Source organism: Streptomyces sp. NPDC002133, assembly GCF_040296405.1.
Taxonomy (GTDB): domain Bacteria; phylum Actinomycetota; class Actinomycetes; order Streptomycetales; family Streptomycetaceae; genus Streptomyces.
In genome coordinates this window covers 167,471-183,195 of record NZ_JBEOXF010000003.1, presented here as the reverse complement: position 1 = coordinate 183,195, position 15,725 = coordinate 167,471, and the positions used below count along the sequence as shown (strand labels likewise).

Genomic DNA, 15,725 nt, shown 5'->3' with positions numbered 1-15,725 from the left:
GGTGCGGAGTGTGCCGGGCACCGCGGGGATCATAGGCGCATGGTGCATGCGGAGGGCGGTCGTTGGGCCGCGGATGCCGTACGTGAGCTGTGCGCGGACGCGGAACCGACCCCGCTGGTCCGGCTGACCGGGCCGCCCGGCGAGCTGTACGTCAAGGACGAGTCTGCGCACCCGTCCGGGACGCTCAAGCACCGCCTCGTCCGGGCGCTGCTGTGCGAGGCGGTCCTGGACGGCACGGTGCGCGAGGGCACGACCCTCGTGATGGGGACGGGCGGGCCCGCGGCCGTGGCCGGGGCGTACTGCGCGCGCCGCGCCGGGCTGGGGTTCGTGGCGCTCGTACCGGCCAAGACGACCCCGGCGGTACGGGAGGCGGTCGAGCGGTACGGCGGACGGTGGCGGATCGCATCGGTCCCCGCGGACATCCAGGACGAGGCGCGCGGGCTCTCGGTCAAGCTCGGCGGCCACTTCCTGGACCACTTCGCCGACTCGGAGCGGGCGCTCGCACGCTGCCCGCTGCCGGATCTCGCCGAGGAGCTGTACGGACAGCTGGCGGAGGCGGCAGCAGCGGATCCGGCGTGGCTGGTGGCGGGGCTCGGGACAGGCACGACCACGGCGACACTCGGGCGGTACGCACGCAAGCGGGGCGGCCCCGGAACCCGGGTCGCGGGCGTGGACGCCGAGCACTCCGCGTACTTCCCCGCCTGGGCGGGCGGCTGCTCCGACTACACGACCGGGCTGCCGTCCCCGATCCCCGGCATCGGCCGGCCGCGCACCGAACCGGCTTTCCGCCCGGAGCTGCTGGATCTGGTGATCCCGGTGGCGCAGGATGCGGCGGCGGACGGGCTGCGGTGGCTGCGCGCGGAGGCCGCGCACGGCAAGGGCAACGGAAACGGCCACGGCCGGGGGAGCAGGGCCGCGAGCTGGGTCGGGGGCGGGCTCGCGACGGGAGCCGTCGGCTGGGCCGTGCGCCATCTGCTCACGCGCATGCGCGAGTCGGCCGCCTCCGGGAGCGTGGTGATGGTGGCCGGTGAGGGGGCGGCCCGCTCGCGCTCAGGCCCCGGCCTCCAGGCGTAGGTTCCAGCAGCGCGACCTGCCGGTGAGGACGACGGTGGAGAGCGGACGGACGTCGACGTTCCAGTACGTCGACGGCGGGGCCTTCAGCGCGTACACGAGCGCGGCGCGCACGACAGCGGGTTCGGCCACGGCCAGGATGGAACCGACGTCGTCGGCGGGGCGGGTGTCCAGCCAACCCCCTATCCGGGAGATGAACCCCAGCAGCGGCTCCCCGCCGTGCGGCGCCGAGCGCGGATCGGCGAGCCAGGCGTCGACGGCGTCCGGCTCGCGCGCCGCCACCTCCGCCAGCGTGAAGCCGCGCCACCGCCCCATGTCGCAGTCGCTCAGCGCGGGCTGGGCGAGCGGGGCGTACCCGAGCGCGTCGGCCGTCGCCCGGCTGCGGGCGGTCGGCGAGCAGTAGCGCAGCTCGGCGGCGCCCAGCGGCACGAGGGCATGTGCGGCGAGCTGCACCTCGTGCCAGCCGGCCTGGTCCAGCGGCCGGTCGTCGTCGAAGCGCTCGGCCAGCCGGGAGGAGCAGCGCGCGGCGGCCACAAGGGTGATCCGAACACTCATGGCGGGATCGTGGTGCCGGAAGGGGCCCCGGTCAAGGGGGGTTACCTACCGTTGACGAAGTTCACCGGACGCCGAGGCTCATCCACTCTCCCGGGTCACTGAGCTGCGCGAATCCGACCTTCTCGTAAACCCCGTGCGCGTCCGCGGTGGCGAGCAGGATCCGCCGCAACCCGAGCGGCGCGAGGTGGTCCCGGACCGCCTCGACGAGCGCGGTGCCGAGCCCTCTGCCGCGCGCGGGCCGGTCGATGTACACGTCGCAGAGCCAGGCGAAGGTGGCGTGATCGGTGACGACGCGGGCGTACCCGACGGGCTCGCCGGTCGCCGAGTCGTACGCCCCGAAGTTCAGCGACCCGGCGATGGCCCGGTCCTGCTTCTCGCGGCTGCGGCCGATGGCCCAGTAGGCGTCGGTGGAGAGCCAGTGGTGAATACGGGCCGGGTCCAGGCGGGCGGAGTCGGTGGAGATCTCGAACGCCCCGAAGGTGACCGTCGTGTCGTCGCTCATCACCGCACCTTCGCAGGCCGGGAGCCGATTGTCAGTGGCGGCTGCCACGATCTTCCCATGAACGCGACTGCAGCCGACTACGGCTGGCTCGACGGGCACTGTCCCGAGCTGACGGAGGCGTACTGCCTGACCCTGGTGCGGGGACTCGCACCGGAGGAGCTACTGACACGGCTGGGGGCCGACGACCGCGGCGTGCGGATGAAGGGGACGCGTGAGCTGGTCGACGCGGCGCACAACGCATGGGACGGAGGCGACACCCAGTTCGTCGGGGTCGTCGAGGCGAACGGATGGGCGCTGATGCTGGAGCCCAACGGTTATCTGGGCACACTGGACGAGGTCCTGCAACCGCTGTCGCGGGGGACGGTGACGGTCTCGCACTTCCGCAACGTCAACGCGGTCGACCACTTCAACTGGTTCGTGGACGGCACACTGCGGCTGCACTTCGAGCCGTTGTTCGCGTATGCGCGCGACGGCGCCGACCCTGAGGGCTCGGTCGAGGAGATGCGCGCAAGCGGCCTCGATGTGGGACCCCCACGATCAGGGTGATGACGACGATTTCGCGTCGAAGACCGCGGCCACCTTCGCGTTCGCCGAGCGGCTGACGGGGGTCCGGGTCACAGCGGAGCTGCTCGACGGCAGGGAGTTCCTCTGCGGAAGGGCGCCCGTACCGCGCCCGTGACGGGCCGTCATCCGGGGAGCTCGTCGCACGCGGTGCGCAGCCGCCGTACCCCCTCCGCGATCTCCGGCGGTCCCGCCACGCTCGCGAAGCTCAACCGGAGGTGCCCCGCCGGGGGTTCGGCGCTGAAGTAGGGGCGGCCGGGTGCGACGGCGACGCCGGCGCGGAGGGCCGCCGGGACGAGAGCGGATTCGTCGGTGCCGTCGGGGAGGCGGAGCCAGAGGTGGTGGCCGCCGGAGGGGATGTGCGGGAGGGCGAGTTCGGGCAGGTGCAGGCGCAGCGCGGCGGTCATCGTGTCGCGGCGGGTCTTCAACTCGGCGGCGACGGCACGGAGGTGGCGGCTCCAGGCCGGGGAGCCGACGAGTTCGAGCGCCGCTTCCTGGAGGGGACGGGGGACGAAAAAGGTGTCGACGACGTGGATCGCGCGCAGGCGTTCGAGCACGGGGCCGCGGGCGGCGAGGGCGCCCACGCGCAGGCTCGGTGACGTGGCCTTGGTGAGCGAGCAGACGTGGACGACGACGCCGTCAGGATCGTCCGCGGCGAGCGGGGCGGGGAGGGGGCCCGCATCGTCGTGCACGAGGCGGCGGGCGAAGTCGTCCTCGATGACGAACGCGCCGGCGGCACGGGCGATCCGCAGCACCTCGGCACTGCGCTCGGGGGCGAGCACGGCGCCGGTGGGGTTCTGGAAGAGCGGCTGGCAGACGAGGACCCGCGCTCCGGTGGCTCGGAAGGCGGCGGCGAGGAGTTCGGGGCGTACGCCCTGGGGGTCGACCGGCACGGGTACGGGGCGGAGTCCGGCAGCGCGGGCGATGGCCAGCATTCCGGGATAGGTGGGCGATTCGACGAGCACGGGGGCGCCGGGCGGGGCGAGGGCGCGCAGCGCGGTGGCGAGGGCGGACTGGCCGCCAGCGGTGACCAGCACCTCAGCGGCGGTGACACCGGAGCCGATGCCGCGCGCGAACCATTCGCGCAGCTCCGGCAGCCCGTCGCTGGGTGGCCTGCCCCAGGCTCCGGGGCGCCTTCCGGCCCTGGCCAGCGCGGCGGCCATCGCCTGCTCCGGCTGGAGGGAGGGGTGCAGATAGCCGCCGTTGAACTCGATCACACCGGGCGGCGGCGCCGCGAGCGTCACCAGGACGCCCGACGCGTCCACGGCTCGGGGCACCAGCTCGGTCGCGGCGTCCGCGCTGAGCGCGACCTCCTGCCAGGAGGTGTCCCCGGGCACGGAGGTGTCCGCACGCGGCTCCGCCCGGAAGGCGCCCGCGCCCGGCCGGGTGACAACGAGCCCCTCGGCCGCGAGCTGCGCGAGAGCGCGGGAGACGGTCACCGGGGATACGCGGTAGCGCTCGACAAGGACCCGACTCGACGGGAGCTTCTCACCGACCGAGTAGCGGTTCAGCTCTCGCTTCAAGGTGCTCGCCAGCTCGGCCACACTGCTACGCTCTTGCATGACAGCACAGGATAGCGCTACTGCCACCAGGTCGATAGCGGTCAGCAGTTCGGTTCCGCTCGTCACTACGGACACCCGTGGACGCAGCGGCACCCTGCTCGCCTGGCTCGGTGTCGTCGCCTTCTCGCTCACCTTCCCTTCCACCGTCTGGGGTCTGGAGTCCTTCGGGCCCTGGTCCCTCGTCGCCCTACGGAGCGTCCTCGCGGCCGTGATCGCGGGCGGTTTCCTCCTCGCGTTCCGTGTGCCGGTCCCCGCCCGGCGGCTCTGGGGCTCCCTCGCGGTCGTCGCGGGCGGCGTGGTCGTGGGCTTCCCGCTGCTGACGACCCTCGCCCTGCAGACCTCGACGACCTCGCACGCCGCCGTGGTCGTCGGGCTGCTCCCGCTCACGACCGCGGTCTTCGCGGCCGTACGCACCGGGCGGCGGCCCTCCCGCACCTTCTGGGCCGCAGCGCTCGCCGGCGCGGCCGTCGTGATCGCGTTCACTCTTCAGCAGAGCGGCGGAGCGCTCTCGACCGGCGACGTCTACCTGTTCGGCGCCCTGCTGGTGTGTGCTGCCGGCTACACGGAGGGCAGCCGGCTGGCACGGCTGATGCCCGGCTGGCAGGTGATCGGCTGGGCGCTGATCCTGTGCCTGCCGCTCGCCGTGCCGGGCGCGGTCCTCGCTCTGATGGCCGAACCGGTCCGGCCGACCGCCCACGGCATCGCCGGGCTGCTCTGGGTGGCCGCCGGATCGACGTTCTTCGGGCTGTACGTCTGGTACCGCGGCATGGCCTCGATCGGCATCGCCAAGGCCAGCCAGCTGCAGCTCGCCCAGCCGCTGCTGACCCTCTTCTGGTCCGTGCTGCTGCTCTCCGAGCACTTCTCCCCCGCCGCCCCGCTCGCGGCGTGCGCCGTCCTCGTCTGCATCGCCGTCACCCAGCGAGCGAACGCCTGAGACCGCACGGGGACCTTCTGAGGGTGACAAGGGTCACACACCCGGACGTAGACTCAGGAATACCGACCACCCCCCTTCAAGGAGGTCACGCCCGATGGAAGCGAGTGTGGGAGACAAGCTGGTCGTACACGGCCGGGTCGTCGGTCAGCACGACCGGACGGCCGAAGTGGTGGAGGTGCTGGGCGACAGGGGCAACCCGCCGTACCGCGTCCGTTTCGAGGACGACGGTCACGAGTGCCTGATGTCACCCGGTCCCGACACCGTCGTACGCCACCATCTCGAAACCGGACCCTGACCACCCCCCGACCGCCCCTCTTCAGTGCCGCGGCGCCAGGACCCGGGTCGGATAGTGATCGGCCACCACGCGGGCCATCGCCCCGATCCGGTCCTTCGTGACTTCCTTCGCCGAGAAGAAGCAGTGGCCGCGTACGTCCGCGTAGTCGGCGGCGAGCGTGAGGTGGCGTGACAGCTCGGCCGGGTCCTGCCAGGCGTCGGCCTGAGCCGGGTCTCCCGCCTTGTACAGCGCCTCTCCGATGTAGAGGTCGACGCCGCTCCCCCGGGCCACCTCGGCCCACCAGGGCAGCAGGGTGGCGTAGTCCGCGGCGGCCATGCCGATGTGCCAGTACAGCTGCGGGACGACGTAGTCGATCCAGCCCTCACGCACCCATTTGCGGGTGTCGGCGTACAGATCGTCGTACGTCTCCACACCTGCCGCCGTGTCCGAGCCGAGCGGGTCGGTCTTCGCGTTGCGCCAGACCCCGAACGGACTGATCCCGAAACGGACCTCGGCTCGCGTCGATCTGATCCGCGCGGCCGTCTCCCGCACCAGCAGGTCGATGTTGTTGCGCCGCCAGGCCGCCCTGCTCCGGAAGTCCGCGCCGTACCTCTCGTACGCAGCGTCGTCGTCGAATTCCTCCCCGCCGACCGGATAGGGGTAGAAGTAGTCGTCCCAGTGCACGGCATCGATGTCGTACCGCGCGACGGCATCGAGCATCGCGTCCTGGACGAAGGCCCTGACCTCGGGGAGCCCCGGGTTGTAGTAGAGCTTTCCGCCGTACGGCACCGCCCAGTGGGGGTTCAGCCGCGCCGGATGGTTCCGGGAGAGCCGCGTCGGGTCCGTGTGCGTGGCGACCCGGTACGGATTGAACCAGGCGTGCAGCTCCAGCCCGCGCGCATGGGCCTCCGCCACGGCGGTGCCGAGCGGGTCCCAGCCCGGGTCCCGCCCCTGGACGCCGGTGAGGCACGCGGCCCACGGCTCGTACGGCGAAGGCCACAGCGCGTCGGCGGTCGGCCGGACCTGGAGGACGACCGTGTTGAGCCGGCGGGCCACCGCCGTGTCGAGGTGGTCCAGCAGCTCAGCGCGCTGCGCACCCGCGCTCAGACCGGCCCTGGACGGCCAGTCTCGATTGGCGACGGTGGCCAGCCACATACCGCGGAACTCCGGCCCGCCCCGGCCGCCGGCCGGGGCGGCGGCCGCGCCCGACGAGGTGTCCGCGGCCATGGCCAGCGCGGCGAGGGAGCCGACCGCCGAGACGAATCCTCTTCTGGTGATCTGTGTCATAGGGCGAAGCATGCCGCCCCGGCCCTCGGAGCACACGCACCCTCGGAGTAACGTCGTGGGGTCGAGGCGGGCGCCGGAACCAAACGGGGGACCTGCCGCACTGAAGACCACGCAAGATCAGCGAAAGGCACGATGTGACCGAGACTGTGGCCGACGTATCCCGCGTCGGAGTGGTGGGCTGTGGCCAGATGGGCGCCGGTATCGCCGAGGTGTGCGCCCGCAGCGGGCTCGAGGTCAAGGTCGCCGAGACCACCGGCGAGGCCCTCGAGATCGGCCGTACGCGTCTGTACAGCTCCCTCGCGAAGGCCGCCGAACGCGGCAAGATCACCGAGGAGGAGCACCAGGCGACGCTGGCCCGGCTCAGCTTCACGACCGATCTCGGGGAGTTCGCGGACCGGGATCTCGTCATCGAGGCAGTCGTCGAGAACGAGCAGGTCAAGACCGAGATCTTCCAGGTGCTCGACCAGGTCGTGACCCGGCCGGACGCCATCCTCGCGTCGAACACCTCCTCCATTCCGCTGGTGAAGCTGGCCGTCGCGACGTCCCGACCCGACCAGGTCATCGGCATCCACTTCTTCAATCCGGCGCCGGTGCAGAAGCTCGTGGAGCTCATTCCCGCCCTGACCACGTCCGAGGAGACCATCAAGCGCTCCGAGGCCGTGGTCCAGCAGGTGCTGGAGAAGCACGCGATCCGTGCGCAGGACCGCTCGGGCTTCGTGGTGAACGCGCTCCTCATCCCGTATCTGCTCTCCGCGATCCGGATGTTCGAGTCGGGCATCGCGAGCCGCGAGGACATCGACAACGGCATGGAGCTCGGCTGCGCCCACCCCATGGGCCCGCTCAAGCTGTCCGACCTGATCGGCCTCGACACCGTGGCCTCGGTCGCCGACTCGATGTACGCCGAGTTCAAGGAACCGCTGTACGCCGCCCCGCCGCTGCTGCAGCGCATGGTGGACGCGGGACGGCTGGGCCGTAAGACGGGTTCGGGCTTCTACTCGTACTCCTGATGCGTGTGATTCGTACAGGTGTTTCACACGGGGTGTGAGGAGCGTGTCCGCATATGCCGTGCGCACACGCTCCCCTGCTCCCAGCAGGGAGAGTTGACTCGGGTCCGCGACATCGAGGACCCGTGGGACGACTTTCCCGAGGAGGAGCACAGAGGTGACCACCGACCCCGATCACTTAACGGCCGTCGAGGAGTTCGCGGAGCTGCGGCGCTCGCTCGACGTGGGTCTCGCCCGTATCGACGGACAACTGGCCCTGCTCGCACAGCGCCATGACCGGATCGACCGGGATCTCACCGATCTGGCCACGCGCGTCGTGGCGATCGAGCACGCCAAGTGGCCACTGCCCGCCGTCGCCGCGCTCACCGCGGTGGGGGCCCTGACCGTGGCGGTCTGGCAGGCGCTCGGAGGGTGAGGGACACGCCGGCTGCCGGGTCAGCCCAGCCGCAGATGGTGCAGCATCAGCAGCCCGGCCGCCATGTTGGCGGCCGGGACCTCGCCGCGGGCGATCATGTCGGGGACCAGCTTCAGCGGTATCCACTCGCGGCGCGAGGACTCGAAGTCGTCCTCGGGATGGCCGATGTACGTCGCCGCCTCCGACCAGTAGAGATGGTGCCGCGAGTCGGTGAGGCCGTTGGAGGGCTCGACGGTCAGCAGATGCTGGAGAGGTCCAGGCCGCCAGCCGGTCTCCTCCTCCATCTCCCGCGCCGCCGCGGCTTCGACGTCCTCGCCGTCCTCGACGACACCCGCGGCGAGTTCCCAGCCCCAGCTGTCGGTGATGAAGCGGTGGCGCCAGAGCATGAGGACCTCGTTGGCCTCGTTGACGGCGGTCGCGACCGCGACCGGGCGCAGACGGATGAGGAAGTGGTCCAGGTGCCGCCCGTCGGGCAGTTCCACGTCCGCGAGGTTCACCCGGAACCAGCGGTTCTCGTACACAGTGTGTTCGCTTAAATTCGTCCACTGCACTTCTCTGCCACCTTCCGACAAGTAGATGGCAATATCGCAGCAGGAGTGCGTTCGCAGGGGAACGCTCACCAAGGAACCGGCGCCCTCAGAGGGGCACCCGCAGGGCCCCGTCGATGAGTTCGGCCGCCTCGGCGGCGGTCGGGGACCCGTTCTCCACCAGGTGCCGGCGGACCTCGCGCAGCCGGTCCCTCAGCCGCTGGGACTCCATCCCCCGCGCCCGCTCGGTCATTTCCGTCGCGGTCCGCGCGGCCCGGTCCGCCTCGCCCTGACGGAGTTCGATCTGGCTGAGCATGGCGAGCCGGTGGACCCGGCCCCGGTCGTGCGCCGGAGTCGCGGCGGCCGCGGCAGCGTGCTCACGGGCTCCGGTCAGGTCGCCGAGGCTCAGCAGCGCCTCCGCGACCTGGACGTTCACGAGTCCCGGCTGCACATAACCCGTCTCGTCCGGCTCATGGCCCGGACGGATCCGCTCCGCCTCGGCCTCGGCGCGCCGGATGCGGCCGAGCGCGCTGCCGCCGTCGCCGAGTTGCGCGTACGCCTTCGCCTGCATCGCGTACAGATCGGCGGCCAGCGCGGGTGTGATCTGCCGCCCGGCGGCCCGCAGCGCCGCCTCCGCGAAGGCGACCGCCTGCCGGTACTCCCCCATGAACAGCGACTGGTTGACCAGGAGCGCGATGACATAGGCGCCGAGACCCCGGTCGCCGCTCGCCTTCGCCAGGCGCAGCGCCTGGTGGAAGTAGCGCTGGGCGAGGCCGTGCGCGTCGGAGTCGTAGGCGCAGATGCCCGCGACGGCCACAAGTCCGCCGGTGGCGCGGTGCAGTTGGCGGCCGAGCGCGTCGCTGTAGGCGCCGCGGAGCAGCGGGGCGGTCTCGGCGTTGAGGAAGCCGACGACCCGGGAACGGGTGGCGATCCCGCCGGCCTTCCGGTACATCAGCTCGTAGTGCGCGCGGGCGGCGCGCAGCATCTTGATGTCGGCCATGCTGACCCGGGCCTGACCGCTGCGGGAGACGTCCGCGTCCTCCGGGGGGTTCTCCCACTCCCAGACGGGCATCACCGCAGGCGTGCCCGTGATCGCCGCCGCGCCGATGATGTGCGGGCGTTGCTGCTCGTCGGAGCGCCACAGGGCGGTGGCGCGCTCGACGAAACCGGAGAGCGGTGAGCCGTGCGGAGCGGCAGCCGCTTCCCCGGGGACGCCCAGGCCGATGTCGTCGAGGGTGACCACGCGGTGCAGCCGGGAGGCCAGCACCTCGCAGATCAGATCCGGCACCTGGCCGCGGGGCCGCTGCCCCTTCAACCAGCGGGCCACGGCCGTGTGTTCGTACCGTAGCGCGAGGCCTCTCGCCCGGCCCGCCTGGTTGACGTGGGCGGCCAGGCCCGCATGGGAGATGCCCGCCTCGTCGAGCAACGCGTCGAGCAGGGTGTTGGGCTGCATGGGCCCCTCCGTTGGCTCGGTGCGCCCAGCGTAGTGGAGCGCGGTTCGCACGGGGTGTGAAAGGAATGCATATATCCGTGCCGTGCGCGCTCTGCCGCAGTGCCGTGTGTGCCGGTTGACTGAGCTGTCTCTCATGGAGGCGGCCGGGCCGCCGGCTCCCCCTCGTACAGTACGGCGGCCCGCATCCGCGCCGTCCGCCCTGCTGATCTGCCCGACACTCCGCGGCAGCGCGGGCGGCGCCGGCCGCACACTTCTTCCCGCGCGGCGCCTTGGTGGCCGCTCCCGGCCCCTGCGAGCGAGGTTCGGCAGTGTGCCGGTACTGCGGCGGCGAACCTGGTGTCCGTCCTCGAACGCCGCACGGGCCCGCTGTCATGGACCACCCGGCCCCCTGCGGTCGAGGTCCCGCCAGCCCCGGGCCGGAGCCGCCCTGCGATACCGGCACCGCAACCCCACGCCCGCGGTGGCGGACAACGCTCCGCACCCCGAACCGCCGGAGGCACCCGCGCCCGGGCCCAATGCCGAGGGGGCGTACCCGGAACCGTTCCGGGTACGCCCCCTCGGGCAGGGCCTCAGCGCCGCAGTGCGTCAGGCGCCGCGCAGCACCGCGCCCATGCGCTCCGTGGCGAGCGCGATCGCGGCGTCGCGGGCCGCGGAGGCCTCCTCGACCGTCAGCGTGCGGTCCGCGGCACGGAAGCGCAGCGCGTAGGCCAGGGACTTCTTGCCCTCGCCGATCTGCTCGCCGGTGAAGACGTCGAACAGCCGGATGGACTCCAGCAGCTCGCCCGCGCCCTCGCGCAGGACCCGCTCGACCTCCTCGGCCGGGACCTCGGTGGAGACGACCAGCGCGACGTCCTGCGTGGCCACCGGGAACGTGGAGATCCGCGGCGCCTGGACGACACCGGCGGACGCCTGCTCGACGCGGTCCAGGTCGAGCTCCATCGCGCAGGTGCGCAGCGGCAGACCCAGTGCGTTGACGACGCGCGGGTGCAGCTCACCGGCGAAGCCGACCGGCTGCTCCTCCCCGTCGATCAGCACGAAGAGGCCGGCGCAGCGGCCGGGGTGCCACGGTCCGTACTGGTCCTGGCGGACGATCAGCTCCGTACCCGCCTCACCGGCGACGGTACGCGCAGCCTCGACCGCGTCCGCCCAGTCGGCCGGGCGGCCCTCGCCCCACCAGCCGGCCTGCTCGCGGGCGCCCGCCAGGACGGTCGCGACATGCCGCGGCTGCGCGGGCAGCGCGGCGTTCAGCGCGGCGATCTGCTCCTCGGTGGGCCGCCGATCGACGGGCAGCTGCGTCGCCGCGACGCCTGCCTCGGCGCCGGGCCGGAAGACCAGACCGGTCTCGAAGAGGGCCAGGTCGTGGCTGCCGCGCCCGTGGTTGCGGCGCAGCGCGCCGAGCAGCCCCGGCAGCAGGGCCGTGCGCAGTGCCGGCTCCTCGTCGGAGATCGGGTTGACGAGCCTGACCACGCGGCGGCAGGTGTCCTCCGCGTCCACTCCGAGCTGGTCGAAGATCTGCTCGCTGACGAACGGATAGTTCAGCGCCTCGACGTACCCGGCGCCCGCCAGCGCTCGGCCGATGCGCCGGTGCAGCCGCTGGTGGCCGGTGAGCCCGCGGCCGGACGGCGGCGTGGGCAGCGTGGAGGGCAGGGTCTCGTAGCCCTCCAGCCGGATGACCTCCTCGGCCAGGTCGTTCGGCGCGTGCAGGTCGGGACGCCATGACGGGACGGTGACGACGAGTTCGTCCTGGCCGTAGACGTCGCAGCCGACTTCCTGGAGGCGGCGCACGACAGTCTCGCGGCCGTACGTGACGCCCGCGACGCGGTCGGGGTGGTCGGCGCGCATTGTGACCGTGCGCGGCGCGGACGGCGCGACGATCTCGGTGACGCCGGCCTCTGCCGTGCCGCCCGCGAGCAGCACCAGCAGGTCGACCGTGCGCTGCGCCGCGGCGGCCGCCGCCTGCGGGTCGACGCCGCGCTCGAAACGCCTGGACGCCTCGGAGGAGAGCTTGTGCCGGCGCGCGGTGCGGGCGATCGAGACCGCGTCGAAGTGCGCGGCCTCGATCACGACCTCGGTGGTGCCCTTGACCTCGCCGGTCTCGGGGTCGCGGACCGAGTCGGCGATCTCGGTATTGGCACCGCCCATCACGCCCGCGAGACCGATCGGCCCGCGGTTGTCGGTGATGACGAGATCCTCTGCGTCCAGGACGCGCTTGGTCCCGTCGAGGGTGGTGAACTTCTCGCCGGCCTCGGCACGGCGCACCCCGATCGGTCCGTCGACGAGGGACCGGTCGTAGGCGTGCAGCGGCTGGCCGAGCTCCAGCATCACGTAGTTGGTGATGTCCACGGCGAGCGAGACCGGGCGCATGCCGGCCTTCTGCAGACGCCGCTGCATCCAGATCGGCGAGCGCGCCTCGGGGTCGAGACCGACGACGGTGCGGGCGACGAAGCGGTCGCAGCCGATGGGGTCGGCGATCTTCACCGGGTGGCCGAAGGAGTTCGGGCCAGGGACGTCGAGCAGCGCCGGGTCGCGCAGCGGCCGCCCGTACGCGATGGCGGTCTCCCGGGCGACACCGCGCATCGACAGACAGTAGCCGCGGTCGGGCGTGACGGCGATGTCGAGGACCTCGTCGAACAGCTCCAGCAACTCGGCGGCGTCGATGCCGACCTCGTACTCGGGCGGCAGCACGATGATGCCGTGCGAGCCGTCGTCGCCCATGCCGAGCTCGTCGCCGGAGCAGATCATGCCGCGGGACACACGGCCGTACGTCTTGCGCTCGGCGATCTGGAAGTCGCCGGGCAGGACCGCACCGGGCAGGGCCACGACGACCTTGTCGCCGACGGCGAAGTTCCGGGCGCCGCAGATGATCTCCTGGGGCTCGCCCGTGCCTCCCCCAGAGCCTCCGGCCTGGGTGGGGGTCCCCCCGGCGGAGCCAGGGGGAGCGCCCCCGGCCTGGCCGACATCGACGGTGCAGAAGCGGATCGGCTTCTTGAACTCGGTCAGCTCCTCGATGGTGAGCACCTGGCCCACGACGAGGGGGCCCTTGAGCCCGGCACCGACCTGCTCGACGGTCTCGACCTCCAGGCCGGCCGCGACGAGCTTGGTCTGTACGTCACGGCCGGTCTCCGTCGCCGGCAGGTCGACGTACTCCCGCAGCCATGAAAGCGGGACCCGCATCAGATCTCCATCCCGAACGGCCGGGTGAACCGGACGTCACCCTCGACCATGTCTCGCATGTCTTCGACGTTGTGGCGGAACATCAGCATCCGCTCGATGCCGAACCCGAAGGCGAATCCGCTGTACTTCTCGGGGTCGACGCCGCAGGCGACGAGCACCTTCGGGTTGACCATCCCGCAGCCGCCGAGCTCGATCCAGCCCTCGCTGGAGCAGGTGCGGCAGGGCCGGTCCGGGTTGCCGACGGACTCGCCACGGCACACGTAGCAGACCATGTCCATCTCGGCGGACGGCTCGGTGAAGGGGAAGAAGTTCGGCCGCAGCCGGGTCTTCATGCCCTCGCCACCGAAGAGCTCCCGCACCATGTGGTCGAGGGTGCCCTTGAGGTCGGCCATGGTCAGGCCCTCGTCCACGGCCAGGAGTTCGACCTGGTGGAAGACCGGGGTGTGGGTGGCGTCCAGGTCGTCGGTGCGATAGACGCGGCCGGGGCAGATCACGTACACCGGCGGCTCGCGGTCCAGCAGCGAGCGGACCTGCACGGGCGAGGTGTGGGTGCGCAGGACGACGCCGGAGCTCTGGGCGCCGCGCGGGCCCTCGACGAAGAACGTGTCGTGCTCACCGCGGGCCGGGTGGTCGGCGGCGATGTTCAGCGCGTCGAAGTTGAGCCACTCGGACTCGACCTCCGGCCCCTCCGCGACCTCGTAGCCCATGGCCACGAAGATGTCCTCGATGCGCTCGGAGAGCGAGGTCAGCGGGTGCCGTGCGCCGGCCGGAGTGCGGTCGTAGGGCAGGGTGACGTCCACGGCCTCCTCGACCAGCACGCGTGCGTCGCGATCCGCCTCCAGCTCGGCCTGGCGGGCGGCCAGTGCCTTGTTCACGGCACCGCGGGCCTGGCCGACGCGCTTGCCGGCGTCGGCCTTGGCGTGCGGCGGCAGGGCGCCGATCTCCCGGTTGGCGAGCGCGAGCGGCGACGCGGGGCCGGTGTGCGCGATCTTCGCCTCGTGGAGCGCGTCGAGGTCGCCGGCGGCCGCGAAGGCGGCGAGCGCCTCGTCCCGCATGCGCTCGATCTCTTCCGGTTTCAGTACCTCGACCTCGACTGGGTCGTACGACTTATTGGGTGCCGACATGTCTTCCCGTACTTCCGATGGGGTGGCTGGGGCCCCCGCTCGACGACCGAGGACGCAAAGGTGCCAAAGGTCGAGTTTAGCGGGGTGAGGTGTACGTAAGAGCCCGTGGGCCGAAGGACGAGGCTCGGCGTGTGTCAGCTGAGATACGCAGGGGCGCCGACGGGCAGGATGAATCGGAACTCCGCACCGCCGCCGGGGCCCCTGCCGACGGTGATCGTCCCGCCGTGCGCCTCGACGATGCCCTTGACGATGTACAGCCCGAGTCCGGTGCCGCCACGCTTGCTTCCCCGCCAGAAGCGGGTGAAGACACGGCCCATCGACTCCTCGGGGATGCCGGGGCCTTCGTCGCTCACGGTGACGGCCGTTCCCTTCACAGAGTCCTTGCCGGTCCCGCCGGGGCCGGCGGACGCGGGTGCCACGTCGATGGTGACGGTTCCCTCGCCGTGGCGCACCGCATTTTCCAGCAGGTTGCCGAGGATCTGGTCGATCTTGTCGGGGTCGGCCCACAGCTCGGGGAGCCGGCGCTGGACACGGACGAAGAACCGGTCCGGGGACTGGCCGGCCGCGGTGTGCGCCTGGATGTGGCGGCCGACGGCGGCGGCGATGTCGACGGGCTGGCGGCGCACCTCGAGGCGCCCGGAGTCGATCCGGGAGATGTCGAGGAGCTCGGCGATGAGACGTGTGACACGGCCGGCGTCGGCGTCGACGGTCTCCAGCATCAGCCGCTTCTGGTCGTCGGTGAAGCGCTCCCATTTCGCGAGCAGGGTGGCGGTGAAGCCCTTGACGGACGTCAGCGGGGAGCGCAGCTCGTGGGCGACGGTGGCGATCAGCTCGGCGTGGCTGCGCTCGGTGCGGCGCCGCGCCTCGGTGCCGCGCAGGCAGACCACGACGCGGCTTACAGGTCCGGTGGGGGCCTCGCGCACGTACCGGGCGGAGACCAGGACCTCGCGGCCGCCGGGGAGCAGGAGATTGCGCTCGGGCTGGCCGACACGGGTGGCGAGGCCGCCGTACGGGTCGGTCAGGCTCCACCAGCGGCGCCCCTTGAGGTCCTCCAGGGGCAGGGCCTGCTCGAGGGAGCGGCCGAGCGCTTCGGCGCGCGGGGTCGCGGTGATCCGTGCGGCCGCGGCGTTGAAGCAGATCACGCGGCCGGTCTCGTCGGCGACGACGAATCCGTCGGGGAGGTCGTCGGGGTCCACCACCAGGCCTGCGGCGCCCGTGGACGGACGCGCCGAGGTGATGTGCGCATCCGACGGCCCGCTCGTGCCGACAGCCATCCCCGTAC

General features: G+C 72.1%; 16 protein-coding genes. 7 read left to right on the top strand and 9 right to left on the bottom strand.

The window, feature by feature from the left end; translation table 11 throughout:
* The first annotated feature begins 39 nt into the window (after window positions 1-39).
* Entirely contained in the window at window positions 40-1,074 is a 1,035-nt protein-coding gene (locus ABT078_RS05460; RefSeq protein WP_351224069.1) for a pyridoxal-phosphate dependent enzyme, read from the top strand.
* On the opposite strand, the gene ABT078_RS05455 is transcribed toward ABT078_RS05460, so the two are convergent.
* The gene (locus ABT078_RS05455) at window positions 1,051-1,626 is read right to left on the bottom strand and encodes a histidine phosphatase family protein (protein WP_351224067.1); all 576 of its coding nucleotides are present in this window, start codon (window positions 1,624-1,626) and stop codon (window positions 1,051-1,053) included. The two genes, ABT078_RS05460 and ABT078_RS05455, sit on opposite strands and share 24 nt — an antisense overlap.
* A gap of 61 nt (window positions 1,627-1,687) precedes the next feature.
* Window positions 1,688-2,128 (bottom strand): GNAT family N-acetyltransferase, encoded by a 441-nt coding sequence (locus ABT078_RS05450; RefSeq protein ID WP_351224065.1) that lies wholly within the window; start codon window positions 2,126-2,128, stop codon window positions 1,688-1,690.
* A 57-nt stretch (window positions 2,129-2,185) separates the two neighbouring features.
* Between ABT078_RS05450 and ABT078_RS05445 the strand changes: the two genes are divergently transcribed.
* Window positions 2,186-2,674 (top strand): DUF6461 domain-containing protein, encoded by a 489-nt coding sequence (locus ABT078_RS05445; RefSeq protein WP_351224063.1) that lies wholly within the window; start codon window positions 2,186-2,188, stop codon window positions 2,672-2,674.
* On the top strand, window positions 2,649-2,807 hold the full coding sequence (locus ABT078_RS05440) for a DUF6461 domain-containing protein (protein ID WP_351224061.1): 159 nt from the start codon (window positions 2,649-2,651) through the stop codon (window positions 2,805-2,807). Before ABT078_RS05445 ends, ABT078_RS05440 begins: the two co-directional genes overlap by 26 nt.
* A 7-nt stretch (window positions 2,808-2,814) precedes the next feature.
* Here the strand turns inward: ABT078_RS05440 and ABT078_RS05435 are convergent, their stop codons facing one another.
* A complete protein-coding gene (locus tag ABT078_RS05435; RefSeq protein WP_351224059.1) occupies window positions 2,815-4,251 on the bottom strand; it encodes an aminotransferase-like domain-containing protein in 1,437 nt (478 codons plus the stop codon).
* Between ABT078_RS05435 and ABT078_RS05430 the strand changes: the two genes are divergently transcribed.
* The gene (locus ABT078_RS05430) at window positions 4,250-5,185 is read left to right on the top strand and encodes a DMT family transporter (protein ID WP_351224057.1); all 936 of its coding nucleotides are present in this window, start codon (window positions 4,250-4,252) and stop codon (window positions 5,183-5,185) included. The two genes, ABT078_RS05435 and ABT078_RS05430, sit on opposite strands and share 2 nt — an antisense overlap.
* Window positions 5,186-5,279: 94 nt before the next feature.
* On the top strand, window positions 5,280-5,480 hold the full coding sequence (locus ABT078_RS05425) for a DUF1918 domain-containing protein (RefSeq protein ID WP_351224055.1): 201 nt from the start codon (window positions 5,280-5,282) through the stop codon (window positions 5,478-5,480).
* Between the two features lie 21 nt (window positions 5,481-5,501).
* Here the strand turns inward: ABT078_RS05425 and ABT078_RS05420 are convergent, their stop codons facing one another.
* Window positions 5,502-6,686 carry a glycoside hydrolase family 10-like protein gene (locus tag ABT078_RS05420; RefSeq protein WP_502981166.1) on the bottom strand — a complete coding sequence of 395 codons (1,185 nt, stop codon included), beginning with the start codon at window positions 6,684-6,686 and terminating at the stop codon, window positions 5,502-5,504.
* Window positions 6,687-6,892: 206 nt separating this feature from the next.
* Between ABT078_RS05420 and ABT078_RS05415 the strand changes: the two genes are divergently transcribed.
* Together ABT078_RS05415 and ABT078_RS05410 are read left to right on the top strand one after the other, a co-directional pair.
* Window positions 6,893-7,753, top strand: coding sequence for a 3-hydroxybutyryl-CoA dehydrogenase (locus ABT078_RS05415; protein WP_351224402.1), 861 nt, complete (start codon window positions 6,893-6,895; stop codon window positions 7,751-7,753).
* A gap of 154 nt (window positions 7,754-7,907) precedes the next feature.
* A complete protein-coding gene (locus ABT078_RS05410) occupies window positions 7,908-8,165 on the top strand; it encodes a hypothetical protein (RefSeq protein ID WP_351224051.1) in 258 nt (85 codons plus the stop codon).
* A 20-nt stretch (window positions 8,166-8,185) separates the two neighbouring features.
* On the opposite strand, the gene ABT078_RS05405 is transcribed toward ABT078_RS05410, so the two are convergent.
* From ABT078_RS05405 to ABT078_RS05385, 5 genes are all read right to left on the bottom strand, one after another.
* Window positions 8,186-8,716 carry an NUDIX domain-containing protein gene (locus tag ABT078_RS05405; protein WP_351224049.1) on the bottom strand — a complete coding sequence of 177 codons (531 nt, stop codon included), beginning with the start codon at window positions 8,714-8,716 and terminating at the stop codon, window positions 8,186-8,188.
* 85 nt (window positions 8,717-8,801) lie between these two features.
* A complete protein-coding gene (locus ABT078_RS05400) occupies window positions 8,802-10,145 on the bottom strand; it encodes an NsdA family TPR-like regulatory protein (protein WP_351224047.1) in 1,344 nt (447 codons plus the stop codon).
* Window positions 10,146-10,730: 585 nt separating this feature from the next.
* Entirely contained in the window at window positions 10,731-13,319 is a 2,589-nt protein-coding gene (pheT, locus tag ABT078_RS05395; RefSeq protein ID WP_351224045.1) for a phenylalanine--tRNA ligase subunit beta, read from the bottom strand.
* On the bottom strand, window positions 13,319-14,443 hold the full coding sequence (pheS, locus tag ABT078_RS05390; protein ID WP_351224043.1) for a phenylalanine--tRNA ligase subunit alpha: 1,125 nt from the start codon (window positions 14,441-14,443) through the stop codon (window positions 13,319-13,321). Before pheS ends, pheT begins: the two co-directional genes overlap by 1 nt.
* Window positions 14,444-14,577: 134 nt before the next feature.
* Window positions 14,578-15,717 carry a sensor histidine kinase gene (locus ABT078_RS05385; protein ID WP_351224041.1) on the bottom strand — a complete coding sequence of 380 codons (1,140 nt, stop codon included), beginning with the start codon at window positions 15,715-15,717 and terminating at the stop codon, window positions 14,578-14,580.
* Window positions 15,718-15,725: the final 8 nt, after the last annotated feature.